Origin of the sequence: Streptomyces similanensis, assembly GCF_039543625.1 — a bacterium.
Lineage (GTDB): Bacteria > Actinomycetota > Actinomycetes > Streptomycetales > Streptomycetaceae > Streptomyces > Streptomyces similanensis.
The window spans coordinates 1-12,309 of record NZ_BAABKC010000056.1 but is presented as its reverse complement, the minus strand read 5'-3'; the positions used below and the strand labels follow the sequence as shown (position 1 = coordinate 12,309).

14 protein-coding genes are annotated in these 12,309 nt (G+C 72.4%); 11 read left to right on the top strand and 3 right to left on the bottom strand.

Going from position 1 to position 12,309, the window contains the following annotated elements:
• Positions 1-6 precede the first annotated feature (6 nt).
• Positions 7-192: a hypothetical protein gene (locus tag ABEB07_RS19710; RefSeq protein ID WP_345669527.1), complete on the bottom strand. Its 186-nt coding sequence runs from the start codon at positions 190-192 to the stop codon at positions 7-9.
• Between the two features lie 80 nt (positions 193-272).
• Between ABEB07_RS19710 and ABEB07_RS19705 the strand changes: the two genes are divergently transcribed.
• From ABEB07_RS19705 to ABEB07_RS19685, 5 genes are all read left to right on the top strand, one after another.
• A complete protein-coding gene (locus tag ABEB07_RS19705) occupies positions 273-581 on the top strand; it encodes an acyl carrier protein (protein ID WP_345669526.1) in 309 nt (102 codons plus the stop codon).
• The gene (locus ABEB07_RS19700; RefSeq protein WP_345669525.1) at positions 574-1,791 is read left to right on the top strand and encodes an acyl-CoA dehydrogenase family protein; all 1,218 of its coding nucleotides are present in this window, start codon (positions 574-576) and stop codon (positions 1,789-1,791) included. The genes ABEB07_RS19705 and ABEB07_RS19700 overlap by 8 nt, the downstream gene beginning before the upstream one ends.
• Complete coding sequence (locus ABEB07_RS19695; protein ID WP_345669524.1) at positions 1,788-2,840, top strand: HAD-IIIC family phosphatase; 1,053 nt, start codon at positions 1,788-1,790, stop codon at positions 2,838-2,840. Before ABEB07_RS19700 ends, ABEB07_RS19695 begins: the two co-directional genes overlap by 4 nt.
• The gene (locus tag ABEB07_RS19690; protein ID WP_345669523.1) at positions 2,837-3,799 is read left to right on the top strand and encodes a 3-hydroxyacyl-CoA dehydrogenase family protein; all 963 of its coding nucleotides are present in this window, start codon (positions 2,837-2,839) and stop codon (positions 3,797-3,799) included. The genes ABEB07_RS19695 and ABEB07_RS19690 overlap by 4 nt, the downstream gene beginning before the upstream one ends.
• 206 nt (positions 3,800-4,005) lie before the next feature.
• Entirely contained in the window at positions 4,006-5,253 is a 1,248-nt protein-coding gene (locus tag ABEB07_RS19685) for an acyl-CoA dehydrogenase family protein (RefSeq protein ID WP_345669522.1), read from the top strand.
• On the opposite strand, the gene ABEB07_RS19680 is transcribed toward ABEB07_RS19685, so the two are convergent.
• On the bottom strand, positions 5,237-6,130 hold the full coding sequence (locus tag ABEB07_RS19680; protein WP_345669521.1) for an alpha/beta fold hydrolase: 894 nt from the start codon (positions 6,128-6,130) through the stop codon (positions 5,237-5,239). The two genes, ABEB07_RS19685 and ABEB07_RS19680, sit on opposite strands and share 17 nt — an antisense overlap.
• A gap of 104 nt (positions 6,131-6,234) precedes the next feature.
• Between ABEB07_RS19680 and ABEB07_RS19675 the strand changes: the two genes are divergently transcribed.
• The 3 genes from ABEB07_RS19675 to ABEB07_RS19665 all read left to right on the top strand — a co-directional run bounded on the left by ABEB07_RS19675 (position 6,235) and on the right by ABEB07_RS19665 (position 8,949).
• Entirely contained in the window at positions 6,235-6,714 is a 480-nt protein-coding gene (locus ABEB07_RS19675; protein WP_345669520.1) for a CGNR zinc finger domain-containing protein, read from the top strand.
• Between the two features lie 148 nt (positions 6,715-6,862).
• Complete coding sequence (locus ABEB07_RS19670) at positions 6,863-7,369, top strand: GNAT family N-acetyltransferase (protein ID WP_345669519.1); 507 nt, start codon at positions 6,863-6,865, stop codon at positions 7,367-7,369.
• Positions 7,370-7,533: 164 nt separating this feature from the next.
• Positions 7,534-8,949: a DEAD/DEAH box helicase gene (locus ABEB07_RS19665; RefSeq protein ID WP_345669518.1), complete on the top strand. Its 1,416-nt coding sequence runs from the start codon at positions 7,534-7,536 to the stop codon at positions 8,947-8,949.
• 155 nt (positions 8,950-9,104) lie between these two features.
• Here the strand turns inward: ABEB07_RS19665 and ABEB07_RS19660 are convergent, their stop codons facing one another.
• Complete coding sequence (locus ABEB07_RS19660; protein ID WP_345669517.1) at positions 9,105-9,689, bottom strand: TetR/AcrR family transcriptional regulator; 585 nt, start codon at positions 9,687-9,689, stop codon at positions 9,105-9,107.
• A 264-nt stretch (positions 9,690-9,953) separates the two neighbouring features.
• On the opposite strand from ABEB07_RS19660, the gene ABEB07_RS19655 reads away from it, so the two are divergent.
• The 3 genes from ABEB07_RS19655 (at position 9,954) to ABEB07_RS19645 (ending at position 12,244) form a co-directional block, all read left to right on the top strand.
• Positions 9,954-11,096, top strand: coding sequence for an FAD-dependent oxidoreductase (locus tag ABEB07_RS19655; protein ID WP_345669516.1), 1,143 nt, complete (start codon positions 9,954-9,956; stop codon positions 11,094-11,096).
• Between the two features lie 157 nt (positions 11,097-11,253).
• Positions 11,254-11,544 (top strand): hypothetical protein, encoded by a 291-nt coding sequence (locus ABEB07_RS19650; RefSeq protein WP_345669515.1) that lies wholly within the window; start codon positions 11,254-11,256, stop codon positions 11,542-11,544.
• Between the two features lie 211 nt (positions 11,545-11,755).
• Entirely contained in the window at positions 11,756-12,244 is a 489-nt protein-coding gene (locus tag ABEB07_RS19645) for a hypothetical protein (protein ID WP_176146667.1), read from the top strand.
• The last annotated feature ends 65 nt before the right edge of the window (positions 12,245-12,309 follow it).

Below are 12,309 nucleotides of genomic sequence, written 5' to 3'. Positions count from 1 at the left end.
CACAGTTCAGTCTGCGAAACGTGCGAAACGTGCGGGGTGGCGCGGTTTTCCGAAGACAGCGGTGTCGTCCACCGCTTTCTGGCACCGCACCCGGAACGGCCGGGACTCCGGTGTCAGATGCGGGATATTAACAACGACACCGCGGTGCGGCAATGCGGTGTCGCGGGCGAGGGTATTGACGACCATGGCCACCCCCTCTCCATTATGGTGCGCGCCGGGGTTTCCCATGATCCGCGGTGATCGTTCCGTGTCGATCCTTTCCGGGAGGCCGTGTGAAAGATCAACCATCAGGTGATCCTGCGCCCGACGACGTCCTCGCGGAGCTGAGGAACTTTTTCGGCCAGGTTTTTCCGGGGACCGACTTCCGGACGGACGAAGATTATTTCCTCCGGGGAAATGCGGATTCGTTGTTCGCGCTCGAACTGGTCACCTTCGTGGAACAGCACTTCCGCGTCGAGATCGCCGTGGAAGACCTCGATCTCGACAACTTCCGGACCCTGGGCCGGACCGCCGCCTTCGTACGCCGCAAACGCGCCGGTGCGACGGTCGAACGACGTCCGGGAGGAGCGGGGGATGGCTGAATGGGACGGCACGGATCTCGCCCGCCTGGCCACCGGCTCCGGGGACCGGGACGCCGCCGCCCGGCTGCGGGCACACGCCGACGACTGGGACCGGGCGCAGCGGCTGCCCGACGGCCTGATCCGCGCACTGGGCCGCGCCGGGCTGCTGGCCGCCGACCTGCCGGCACGCCACGGCGGACAGGGTCTCACCCCGGCCGCGCTGGGCGCGCTGTGCGCCCGCCTCGGCGGGGTGTGCACGGCGCTGCGCAGCGCGGTGACCGTCCAGGGCATGGTCGCCGCCGCGCTGTCCCGGTGGGGGACGGACGAACAGCGGGCCCGCCTGCTGCCCGCACTGGTCCGGGGCGAGCGGCTGGCCGCCTTCGCCGCCACCGAGGACGGCGCCGGAACCGAACTGGGCGCGGTGGCCGCCACCTTGCGCCGTGACGGCGGCGATCTGGTCCTGGACGGCGCCAAGAAGTGGGTCAGCTTCGGGGAGAGCGCCGACGTCTTCCTGGTCCTCGCCCGACTCGACGGCAAGCCGGCCACCGTCGTGGTCGAGGCCGGCGGCCCCGGCGTCTCGGTCGAACCGGTGCGCGGCCAACTCGGCCTGCGCGCCGCCCACGTGGCCCACGTCCGTTTCGACGCGGTGCGCGTGCCCGCTCGGGACCAGGTGGCGCCCGCCGGATTCGGACTGTCCCACGTCGTCGGCACCGCCCTCGACCACGGGCGCTTCACCATCGCCTGGGGCTGCGTGGGAATGGCCGGGGCCTGTCTGGAACTGGCCGCCCGGCACACCGCGGCCCGCGAGCAGGACGGAGTCCGGCTCAGCGACCACCAGGCCGTCCGGGCCGCCCTCGGGCGCGCACTGGCCGCCGTCGCCGCCGCCCGCGCCGTATGCCTGGGCGCGGCCGTCTCCCGGCAGGACGGCACACCGGCCGCCCTGACCGACACCGTCGTCGCCAAGTACACCGCCGCGCGCACCGCGGCCGAGGTCAGCCAGGACGCCGTCCAGCTGCTGGGGGCGGGCGGCTGCGCGCCCGGCAGCACGGTGGGCCGCTTCTTCCGGGACGCGCGGATCATGCAGATCATCGAGGGGGCCGAGCTGGCCGCGGAGGTGAGGATGGGCGACCTCGCCCTGCGCGAACACGCACCGCGCGAACACGCACCGCGTGAACACGCCGGGGCGCGGCCCGCCGTCGCGCGTACGGCGGCCGTGGGGACACCGCGGTGACCACGGTCAAGTGCCTGGTGTGGGACCTGGACGACACCTTGTGGGACGGCGTGGTGCTGGAGGGCGACCGGCCGCCGCCCTTCGCACCCGCCGTCCGCGCCCTCCAGACCCTGGACCGGCGCGGTGTCCTGCACGCCGTCGCCGGCCGGGGCGACCGCGCCGCGTCCACCGCCCACCTGGCCGCGCTCGGACTGGACACGTGGTTCTCCCGGGTGGAGATCGGCTGGGGCAGCAAGTCCGACGCCGTACGGCGCATCGCCGACGCCCTCGGCATGCCCCTGGACGCCGTGGCCTTCGTGGACAACGACCCCGCCGAGCGGTCCGAGGTCGCCTCCGCCCTGCCCCAGGTGCGCTGCTACCGCGCCGACCAGGTCGGCGGCCTGGCCCTGCTGGCGGAGTTCCGCACCGGCCCCGTCACCGAGGAGGCGCGCGGCCGGCGCGACCTCTACCGCGTCGAGCGGCGACGCGGCGACGCGGAGCGGGAGTTCCCCGGGACGAGGGGCGACTTCCTGGCCTCGCTCGACCTGGTGATGACCGTACGGCGGGCAGGCGAGGCGGACTTGGAGCGCGCCCGGGAACTGACCGTGCGCACCCATCAGTTGAACACCACGGGAGTCACCTTCGACCTGTCGGAGCTGCGCCGGCTGTGCCGCTCACCGCGTCACGAGGTGCTCGTGGCCGCCCTGCGCGACCGCTTCGGCTCGTACGGCACGATCGGGCTCACCGTCTCGGAGCTGACCGGCGCCGACGCCGTGCTCCTGCTGCTGCTCACCTCCTGCCGGGTGCTGTCCCGCGGAGCCGGCGGCGTACTCCTGGAACACCTGGTGGCCCGCGCCCTGGCGGCCGGACGGCGTCCGGTCGCCCACTTCGTGACCACCCCCGTCAACCAGGCCATGCTGGTGACCTTGCGCTTCGCCGGTTTCGAGGTGCTGGAGCAGGACGGTGACCGGATGGTCCTGGCGGTCGACCCGGCACGGCCGCGCCCGGCGCGGTCCGGCCACGTCCGGGTGGTTCTCGCACAGGACGGACAGGAAGGGGCCGGGCGATGACGGGCGGGGCGGACACGGCGGAGGCGGCGGACGTGACGGACGAAGGACGCGCCCCGGTCGGGGTCGTGGGCGCGGGGGTGATGGGCCTGGGCATCACGCAGTGCCTCGTCTCGGCGGGGCACCCGGTCGTGGTGGTCGACACCGACCCGGCCGCCCTCGGCACCGGGCCGCACCGGCTGCGCCAGGCACAGCGGCTGGGCAGCCTCCTCGGCAGCGGCAGCGGCAGCGGCAGCGGCAGCGGCAGCGGCAGCGGCAGCGCACGCGGTACCGGTACCGTGCGCTCCGCGCCCCCCGTCCGCTGGAGCGCGACCCTCGCCGACCTGGGATCGGTCGCTTTCGTCATCGAGTGCGCGCGGGAGCGGATCCCGGTCAAGGAGGAGATCTTCCGGGAACTGGACCGCCGCTGTCCGCCGGACGCCGTCCTGGCCTCCTGCACCTCGGCGATCCCCGTCACCCGGCTGGCGGAGGTCACCGCACACCCCGGCCGGGTCGTGGGCACGCACTTCATGAACCCCGCCCCGGTGACGGACACGGTCGAGGTCGTCCGCACGGCGCGGACCGACCGGCCGACCATGGACCGGACGCTGGGACTGCTGGCCGGCCTGGGCAAGAAGGCGCTCGTGGTGTCCGACGCCCCGGGGTTCGTGTCCAACCGGGTGCTGATGCTCACCGTCAACGAGGCGGCCACCGTCGTGCAGGAGGGCACCGCGGACGCCGCACGCGTCGACGAGATCTTCCGTGCCTGCTTCGGCCACCGGATGGGCCCGCTGGCCACCGCCGACCTCATCGGTCTGGACACGGTCCTGGACACCCTGGAGGTCCTGCTCCACTGCACCGGCGACCCCCGCTTCCGGCCCTGCCCGCTCCTGGCGCGGCTGGTGGCGGCGGGCGACACCGGACGCAAGAGCGGACGGGGCTTCCACGCCTACCCGTCCGCGCGCCGCGCCGGCCCCTCCTGAGGCCCGCCCCGGCCGGCCGCACACGGAGACGTTCTCGCGATGTGACGGACAGGACGTGCCCCGGAAGGTTTCCGGCGGAAGATCGCGGCCACGCTAGTTGCCGTCTGCACTGATCTTCTGGACGGAACCGGCCTCCCGCGCGCGGGGCGGCAGGACCGGCCGGGAGCACCCGCGGACCGCCGCACCCCGACCCGGAAGGGGCCGTCATGACCGAGCACTCCCAGTCCGCCCACGAGCACGACGCCGCCGCCCGGCCCGCCGTGCGGATCCACGCGGCCGATCCGGCCGCCGTCGAGGCGGACTTCTTCCACATCGGCGAACTGGTGCCGCCCGAGGACCGGGAACGGCTCGCCGCCGTCCGCGACTGGGCCCGCGAGAACGTCGCGCCCATCGCCGACGAGTACTGGGAACGCGGCGAGTTCCCGCACCAGTTGATCGCACAGCTCCCCGAACTGGACATCGCCGGACTCCAGTTCAGCGGCTATGGCGCGCCCGGCAGGGGCGCGCTGGTCGCCGGCCTGGCCAGCATGGAACTCGCCCGCGTCGATCCCTCGTTCGCCACCTTCTACGGCGTGCACAGCGGACTCGGCATCGCCACGGTCATGCAGTGCGGCAGCGAGGAGCAGAAACAGCGCTGGATCCCCGCCATGCTGCGCTGGGAGAAGCTGGCCGCCTTCGCCCTCACCGAGCCCGACGTCGGCTCCGCCACCGCGCGCGGCCTGACCACCACCGCCCGCCGCGAGGGCGACACCTGGATCCTCAACGGCCGCAAGAAGTGGATCGGCAACGCCACCTTCGCCGATCTCGTGGTGGTCTGGGCCAAGGACGAGGCCGACGGCGAGGTCAAGGGCTTCGTCGTGGAGAAGGGCGCCCCCGGCTTCACCCCCCACCGCATCGAGGGCAAGGTCTCGCTGCGCAGCGTGCAGAACGCGGAGATCGACCTGCGCGACGTCCGGGTCCCCGAGACCGACCGGCTCCAGGAGGCGCACTCCTTCAAGGACACCGCCAAGGTGCTGCGCTCCACCCGGCTCGGCGTCTCCTGGAACGCGGTCGGCTGCGCCATGGGCGCCTACGAGGCGGCCCGGGCCTACGCCCTGGAGCGTGAGCAGTTCGGCAAGCCGATCGCCGCCTTCCAGCTCGTCCAGGACCAACTGGCCCGCATGCTCGCCGACATCACCGCCTGCCAGGCCATGAACGTTCGGGCGGCGCAGCTCCAGGACGCCGGCCGGCTCACCGACCAGCAGGCGTCGATGGCCAAGATGTTCAGCACCAGCCGGGTCCGCGAAGTCGTCGCGCACGCCCGGGAGATCCTCGGCGGCAACGGCATCCTGCTCGACCACGAGGTGGCCCGGTTCTGGGCGGACGCCGAGGCGCTCTACTCCTACGAGGGCACCCGGGACATGAACGCGCTCATCGTCGGCCGCGCCGCCACCGGCATCAGCGCTTTCGTGTGACCGGACCCTGATCCGCCAGCACGCGCCCGAGGAAACCGCGCAGGTAGCCGGCGACGACGTCCAGGTGGCTCTCCAGCAGGAAGTGGCCGCCGTCGACGAGGTGCACCTCGGCGTCCTCGGCGTCGCGGGCGAAGGCCCGCGCGCCGGCCGGGCCGAAGATCTCGTCGTTGCGGCCCCACACGGCGAGCACCGGGACCTCGCTGGTGCGCAGGAACTCGTGCAGCAGCGGGTAGAGCGGGCGGTTGTTCCGGTAGTCGCGGAACAGCGCGAGCTGGATCTCGTCGTTGCCCTCGCGGGAGACGAGGGCGAAGTCGTGCTCCCAGGTATCCGGGCTGACCAGACTCGGGTCGGGCACGCCGTGCACGTACTGCCAGCGGATGGCGTCGATGCCCAGCGCGGCGCGGACGGCGCTCTCGGTGGCGGGGCCGGGGTTCGCGCCGTAGGCCCAGACGTCGGCCCAGAACGACTCGACGAAGCCGTCCTCGTAGCCGTTGCCGTTCTGGGTGACGAGGGCGGAGATCCGCTCGGGGTGTTCGAGCGCGAGGCGCCATCCGATGGGCGCGCCGTAGTCCTGGACGTAGAGGGCGTAGCGGTCCAGGCCCAGCTGGTCGAGCAGTTCGGAGGTGAGTGTGGCGAGGGCGTCGAAGGTGTAGGCGAACTCCTCCGCGCCGGGGGCGGCGGAGTGGCCGAAGCCGAGGTGGTCCGGTGCGATGACGTGGTAGTCGTCGGCCAGCAGCGGGATGAGTTCGCGGAACATGAACGAGCTGGTCGGGTAGCCGTGCAGCAGGACGATCGCGGGGGCGTCGGCGGGGCCGGCTTCGCGGTAGAAGATCTCGTGGCCGCCGACGGTGGCGGTCCGGTGGTGCACCGAGCTCATGTCTAACCCCTTCACATGCCTGATGCGGTTAGTTCCCTGTCATGCAAGCACGCGGTGAGCTAACCTGTCAAACGATCCAGTCCGGTTAGAAGGAGTGGTGTCCGATGGACGCGCTGCTGGACCTGCTCAACAGCAGGCCGCTGGTCGACGGCGAGGAGCGGGACGCGCTCGGCGACCCGGCCGGGGGCAGGCGCTGGGCGCGGGAGCACGGCGGTGAGGGCACCCTCGCGGAACTGGCGCTGCTGCGCGAGGCGCGGGACGCCCTGGGGAACGTCGTGCGCGGAGAGTGCTCACCGGCCGTGTTGAGTCCGCTGCTCGACGGGGTCCACCAGACCCCGTCGATCACTGCGGAGGGTCTGCGGTGGACGGTCAGAACGCCCCCGCACGCCCGGCTGGCCGTCGAGATGGTCCTCGCCTGGGCCGCCACCGAAGAGCGACTGCCCGGCCGGCTGCGCCCCTGCGCCAACGCCGAGTGCCGGCTGTTCCTGCTCGACCGCAGCCGCGCCAACCGGGCCCGCTGGTGCTCCATGGCCGTCTGCGGCAACCGCGAGAAGGTCCGGCGCCACTACGAACGCACCCGCTGACCCGCCTCGAACGCATCCGCTGACCCTGCCGGGCGAGGCGGGGCCGACCGGGACCCGGGCGAGCGGCCCCCGGGCGCGGCGCGGGAACGCCTGCCCGAGCGGCCGGCCCGCCGCGGAAAGGCGCACCCGGGTGCGAAATACTCTCCCGATGAGTTCACGCACTTCCCCGCTCGGCCGGTCGGTCACGATACGGAGGGCCGTCGCGCGGGACGCCCGACGGCTCACGCGGCTCGTGCGCGGCTCGGCCGCCTACGACGGCAAGTACGCGGCCGCGGTCGCCGACTACCGGGTCGGGCCTGATTACATCGAGGCCCACCGCACCTTCGTGGCCGTCGATGCCGTCGATGCCGTCGATGCCGTCGAGAACGCGGGCCGGGTTCTCGGGTTCTACTCGCTCGTCCTCGATCCGCCGGAGCTCGACCTGCTGTTCGTCGCCGACGAAGCGCAGGGACGGGGCATCGGGCGGCTGCTCGTCGCGCACATGGAGTCCGAGGCCCGTGCCGCCGGGCTCCACCGTGTCAAGGTCGTGTCGCATCCTCCCGCCGAGGGCTTCTACGACCGCGTCGGTGCGGTGCGGACCGGAACCGCGCCGGCGAACCCGCCCGCCGTGCCGTGGGACCGGCCGGAATTCGAGTTTCACATCGCCTCGGAGTGAGCAGGCGCCCCGGTTCGCGGGGGACGCTTGTCATGTCTTGTGTTAGCGTTTCTTGTTTGCGGATCGTCGCAGTGGGCGATCCCGCCTGTTCAGTTCCGCTTCCGCGTGGGCTGTTCCGTCCTGCCGGGCCTTCCTCGGTACGTTCCCCCTGCGGAAGGCTGTTCATGAAGCATCGCGACGACGCCCGTAGCGCTCACGGCGACCCCGCCCAGGCGGCGACCACACGTCCGGCGCCGCCCGCGGCCGTCTCCTTCGCCGGTCTGGGCCTGCCGCAGGTGGTGCTGCGCACCCTCAGCGGACTCGGGGTGCGCGAACCCTTCCCGATCCAGGCCGCCGCACTGCCCGACGCCCTGGCGGGGCGCGACGTCCTGGGGCGCGGGCGCACCGGATCGGGCAAGACGCTCGCCTTCGGTCTGCCGCTGCTGACCCGTACGGCCGGCCGGCGCGCCGAGCCGAAGCAGCCCCTCGCGCTCATTCTCGTGCCGACCCGGGAACTGGCCCAACAGGTCACCGAGGCGCTGACGCCGTACGCCGAGGCACTGCGGCTGCGGATGGCCACGGTCGTCGGCGGCATGTCGATCGGCCGGCAGATCGCCGCGCTGCGCCAGGGAGCCGAGGTGGTCGTCGCCACCCCCGGACGTCTGCACGACCTGATCGAGCGCAACGCCTGCCGCCTGGCACGGGTCAGGATCACGGTGCTGGACGAGGCCGACCAGATGTCCGACCTGGGGTTCCTGCCGCAGGTCGTCGAGGTGCTCGACCAGGTGCGCCCCGACGGTCAGCGGATGCTCTTCTCGGCCACCCTCGATCATGACGTGGACCAGCTCGTCCGCCGGTACCTCCACGAGCCCGCCGTCCACTCGGTCGATCCGTCCGCCGGCACCGCCGCGACGATGCGGCACCACCTTCTGGTCGTCCACGGCCCCGACCGCTACGCCGTCATCACGGAGATCGCCGCCCGCGACGGCCGCGTCCTGCTGTTCCTCGACACCAAGCACGCCGTCGACCAGCTCACCCGGCATCTGCGGGCCAGCGGGGTGCACGCCGGCGCCCTGCACAGCGGCAAGTCCCAGCCCCAGCGCACACGGACCCTGGCGCAGTTCAAGAGCGGCCAGATCACCGTTCTGGTGGCGACCGACGTCGCGGCCCGCGGCCTGCACATCGACGACCTCGATCTCGTGGTCAACGTGGACCCGCCCACCGACCCCAAGGACTATGTGCACCGGGCCGGCCGCACCGCGCGCGCCGGTGAGTCCGGCAGCGTGGTCACGCTCGTGCCGGCGGGTCAGCGCCGTGAGACGAGTCGCGTCCTGGCCGAGGCCGGCGTCGAGCCGGCCGTCACCAAGGTGCGCTCGGGCGAGGCGGAACTGAGCCGGATCACCGGAGCCAAGGCTCCGTCGGGCATCCCGCTCGACGGCGGCCCCGCCGTCCCCCGGCCCAAGAACGCCAACGCACCCTTCCGCGGCCTCGGCACCACCAAGGACCCCGCCCGCGGAAGCGGCGGCAAGTCCCGCAAGGCCGGCGAGGCCCGCAAGCTCGCCGAGGCCCGCAAGGCCGCCCTCGTACGCCGCAACGGCTGAAAGCCGTTGTCCCGGCGGTGAACCCCGCCGTCCCGGCGGTGACGAGCCGGCCGGCGCGCCGCAGGCCGTAGTCGCCGTCTGCGTCACGGACGCGGCCGCCGGCCGAGGTCGTCGGCCGTCCCGGTGGCCGCCGGCCTCGGCCGCCTGCGGATCGGCTACGGCCTGCTCGGCGGCTGCCAGCCGCGGGTGAGGATGCCGAAGACCTCGTCGATGGCGGCCCGGCGGTCCTCCTGCCCTTGGGACAGGACGGGGGTGTTGAGGACGAAGCGGGCGAGCGTGCGGCAGGCGAGGTCGTCGTGGGGAACGCCGAGTTCGTCGGCGATGGCCGCGCTCAGGGTGTCGGTGTGGCGTGCCCACATGCGTTCGGCGTAGGCGCGCAGCGCCGGCGTGGACTGGACCAGCTCGTCGAAGTCCTGACGCTGCGGGTGTGCGGCGAGGGGCAGCCACGTGTCGATCAGGTGCTGTCGCAGTGCGTCGAGGATGCTCTGGCCATCGCCGCGCCGCCGTACCGCGGCGATCAGCTGCGCGTCCACGTCCTCTTCCTGGTCGAAGACGAGGGCTTCCTTGCCGGGGAAGTGCTTGAAGATCGTGGCGGTCGAGACGTCGGCCGCGTCGGCGATGTCGCGGATGCTCACGTGGTCGTAGCCACGGTCGAGGAAGAGGTCGAGTGCGGCGTCGGCGATCGCCTGCCGGGTCTGCGCCTTCTTGCGTTCGCGACGGCTGAGGGGGAGCTCGGTCATGTCCTGAGCGTACCCGACGGTGGAATCGGTCTCTAGGTTTTCAGATTCTACTTTTTTGCGTACTCTACTTCTGGCCGGCCGGTTCGGCGGGCGTCCCGTGAGCCCTGCCACGAGTGCCTTCCGGCACGGTGCGAACGCCTGCTCGATCGCGCTCACCGCCGCCGTCCGGCGCGCGGGTCCCGGCATGCGGTTCCCCGGGGCCGGCGGCCGGCCGCCTCGCAGCCGCCCCGCGGCGCCCCTCTTCCTCGGCGAAAGGACACGCCCATGCCCTCCCTCACCCCTGCCCACGCCCGGATCAGCGTCATCGGCGCCGGTCCCGGTGGGCTGACCTGCGCCCGTATCCTCCAGCGGCACGGCATCCCCGTGACCGTCTACGACCGCGACGCCGGTCCGCACGCCCGCAACCAGGGCGGATCACTGGATCTGCACGCCGACAACGGCCAGATCGCCCTGCGCGAGGCCGGCCTGCTCGACGCGTTCCTCCGCCTGTCCCGGCCCGAGGGACAGGAGATGCGCCGGTTCGACGTCTCCGGCGCCCTCACCGGCCACCTCGTCCCCGAACCGGACGAGCTGTTCAAGCCGGAAATCGACCGCGGCCTGCTCCGCGACCTGCTGCTGGACTCCCTGCGGCCCGGCACCGTCCGGTGGGGCCACGCCCTCGACCGCGTCAGCGGCCCCGACCACGGACCGCGGCACCTGCACTTCACCGACGGCGCCACCGTCGAAACCGACCTGGTCATCGGAGCCGACGGCGCCTTCTCCCGAGTGCGGCCTGCCCTCTCGCCCGCCCTCCCCGCCTACACCGGGATCAGCTTCCTGGAAGCGTGGTTCAACGACGTGGACAACCGCCACCGCGACCTCGCCGACCTGGTCGGACAGGGCAGCGCCCACGCCGCTGACGGCGAACGCGCCATGTTCGCGCAGCGCAACGGCGGCGACCACATCCGCGCCTACCTCATCCAGCGCCTCCCCGCCGACTGGATCGGCGCCCACGGCCTGACCGACGACGACACCGGCGGCATCCGGGCCCTGCTGCTGGAGCACTACGCCCACTGGGCGCCGCGCCTGCGCCAGATGATCACGCACAACGACGAAGTCTTCGTGCACCGCCCGATCTTCGCGCTGCCCGTCCCCCACACCTGGCGGCACAACCCGACAGTGACCCTGCTCGGCGACGCCGCACACCTCATGCCCCCGCTCGGCGTCGGCGTCAACCTCGCCATGCTCGACGCCAGCGACCTCGCCCTCGCCCTCGTCCACGCCGACGGCGTCGACGACGCCCTCCGCGCCTACGAGAAGACCATGCTGCCCCGCTCGACCGGGATGGCCCACGCCCTCGAAGGCCGCGCCGCGGACCTGCTGTCCGCCGAGGAGCACCGACTCGACCACGACAGCCCCCGGCACTGAGGACCGGACCTCTCCCGAACCCGTCGTCCGGAGGACACCGGACGACGGCCCGAGCACACACGCACGGACAGCGGCGTGCGGCTCAACCCGCCCGATTCCGCATACTGAGGTGGTCCTCGCCGCGGCAGGACGCCAACCGCCAAGGGAGGGAGCGCAGATGGACGTGGGCTCGGTGCTGGGCAAGGTGGGCCGAGCGGTGGTCGGGGTGGGCCGGCTGGTGCATGCGGTGGTGACCGCACCGACCACGGGCACCGAGTATGACGCCCACTCCAGGATCGACACTCTCGCGGAGAAGATCGGGAGCGAGGTGCCGCAGGAGCTGCGGGACCGGGCGTGGGGTCTGGTCCTGGACGCGCTGTACTGGGTTCCCCAGGAGATCGAGCAGTTGGTGGAGGAACACCAGGGGGCCGATGACGAGGAGACCGGGGACCCGTCGGCCGCGTACTGACGCCGGAGACCGAAGAGAACGACGGGCCACGGCAGACGAGCTTCCTCCCCGCACCGTACGGCGCAGGGTGTACGGACTCGGTGGCTACGACGGGGGGTGCAGATCCGTTTCCACCCCTCACCGGACGCGGCGCTCGTGAGTTCTTCGTACTGTCGGCGACGACCACCTGCCGGGCCGACCACCCGGCGCCTCTACGGAAAGGCAGTCAGCGATGCGTACGCAGAAAACATGGGCGCTGCTCGGGTCGGCGGCCGTCATCGGGGGAACGCTCGTCGCCGCCGCCCCGGCCCAGGCGGCGCCGTCCGCCGCCTCCCACGCCGCGGTCGGCACACAGCAGGCGGCCGCGCTGAAGGCGGGCGCCAAGCAGCGCAAGGACGTGTGCTTCACCGGCGCGTGCGGCAGCGCCACCGTCACCTTCACCGGCCGCACCAGCGCGTCCGTCAGCATGTCCGTCCGCGACACCAAGTGCGACGCCGACGGTCCCAAGATGCGTATCCACGCCGGCCAGTGGAGCTACGCCAACCAGAAGTCCTACGTGTGGAAGGGCCCTTGGCGCAAGAACACCTGGGGGTGCAAGAAGGGCGCTCAGCCCTGGCTGAACAAGCTCTTCAAGGGTGAGGAGCCGCTGGTCGGCATGCGCGTCGAGATCTGCACGAAGAAGAAGTGCCACACCTCGGCCTGGATGTACAACCCGTACTAGGGGCTGTTTGAGGTTCGGATCATGTGGTTGAGGTGAGGTGCTTCAACCACATGAGCGATCCTCGG

Excerpts from the sequence above, each read along its gene's own strand:
- ABEB07_RS19700 (WP_345669525.1), top strand. The coding sequence starts at position 574 with ATGGCTGAATGGGACGGCACGGATCTCGCCCGCCTGGCCACCGGCTCC.
- ABEB07_RS19690 (WP_345669523.1), top strand. The coding sequence starts at position 2,837 with ATGACGGGCGGGGCGGACACGGCGGAGGCGGCGGACGTGACGGACGAA.
- ABEB07_RS19685 (WP_345669522.1), top strand. The coding sequence starts at position 4,006 with ATGACCGAGCACTCCCAGTCCGCCCACGAGCACGACGCCGCCGCCCGG.
- ABEB07_RS19680 (WP_345669521.1), bottom strand. The coding sequence starts at position 6,130 with ATGAGCTCGGTGCACCACCGGACCGCCACCGTCGGCGGCCACGAGATC.
- ABEB07_RS19675 (WP_345669520.1), top strand. The coding sequence starts at position 6,235 with ATGGACGCGCTGCTGGACCTGCTCAACAGCAGGCCGCTGGTCGACGGC.
- ABEB07_RS19670 (WP_345669519.1), top strand. The coding sequence starts at position 6,863 with ATGAGTTCACGCACTTCCCCGCTCGGCCGGTCGGTCACGATACGGAGG.
- ABEB07_RS19665 (WP_345669518.1), top strand. The coding sequence starts at position 7,534 with ATGAAGCATCGCGACGACGCCCGTAGCGCTCACGGCGACCCCGCCCAG.
- ABEB07_RS19660 (WP_345669517.1), bottom strand. The coding sequence starts at position 9,689 with ATGACCGAGCTCCCCCTCAGCCGTCGCGAACGCAAGAAGGCGCAGACC.
- ABEB07_RS19655 (WP_345669516.1), top strand. The coding sequence starts at position 9,954 with ATGCCCTCCCTCACCCCTGCCCACGCCCGGATCAGCGTCATCGGCGCC.
- ABEB07_RS19650 (WP_345669515.1), top strand. The coding sequence starts at position 11,254 with ATGGACGTGGGCTCGGTGCTGGGCAAGGTGGGCCGAGCGGTGGTCGGG.
- ABEB07_RS19645 (WP_176146667.1), top strand. The coding sequence starts at position 11,756 with ATGCGTACGCAGAAAACATGGGCGCTGCTCGGGTCGGCGGCCGTCATC.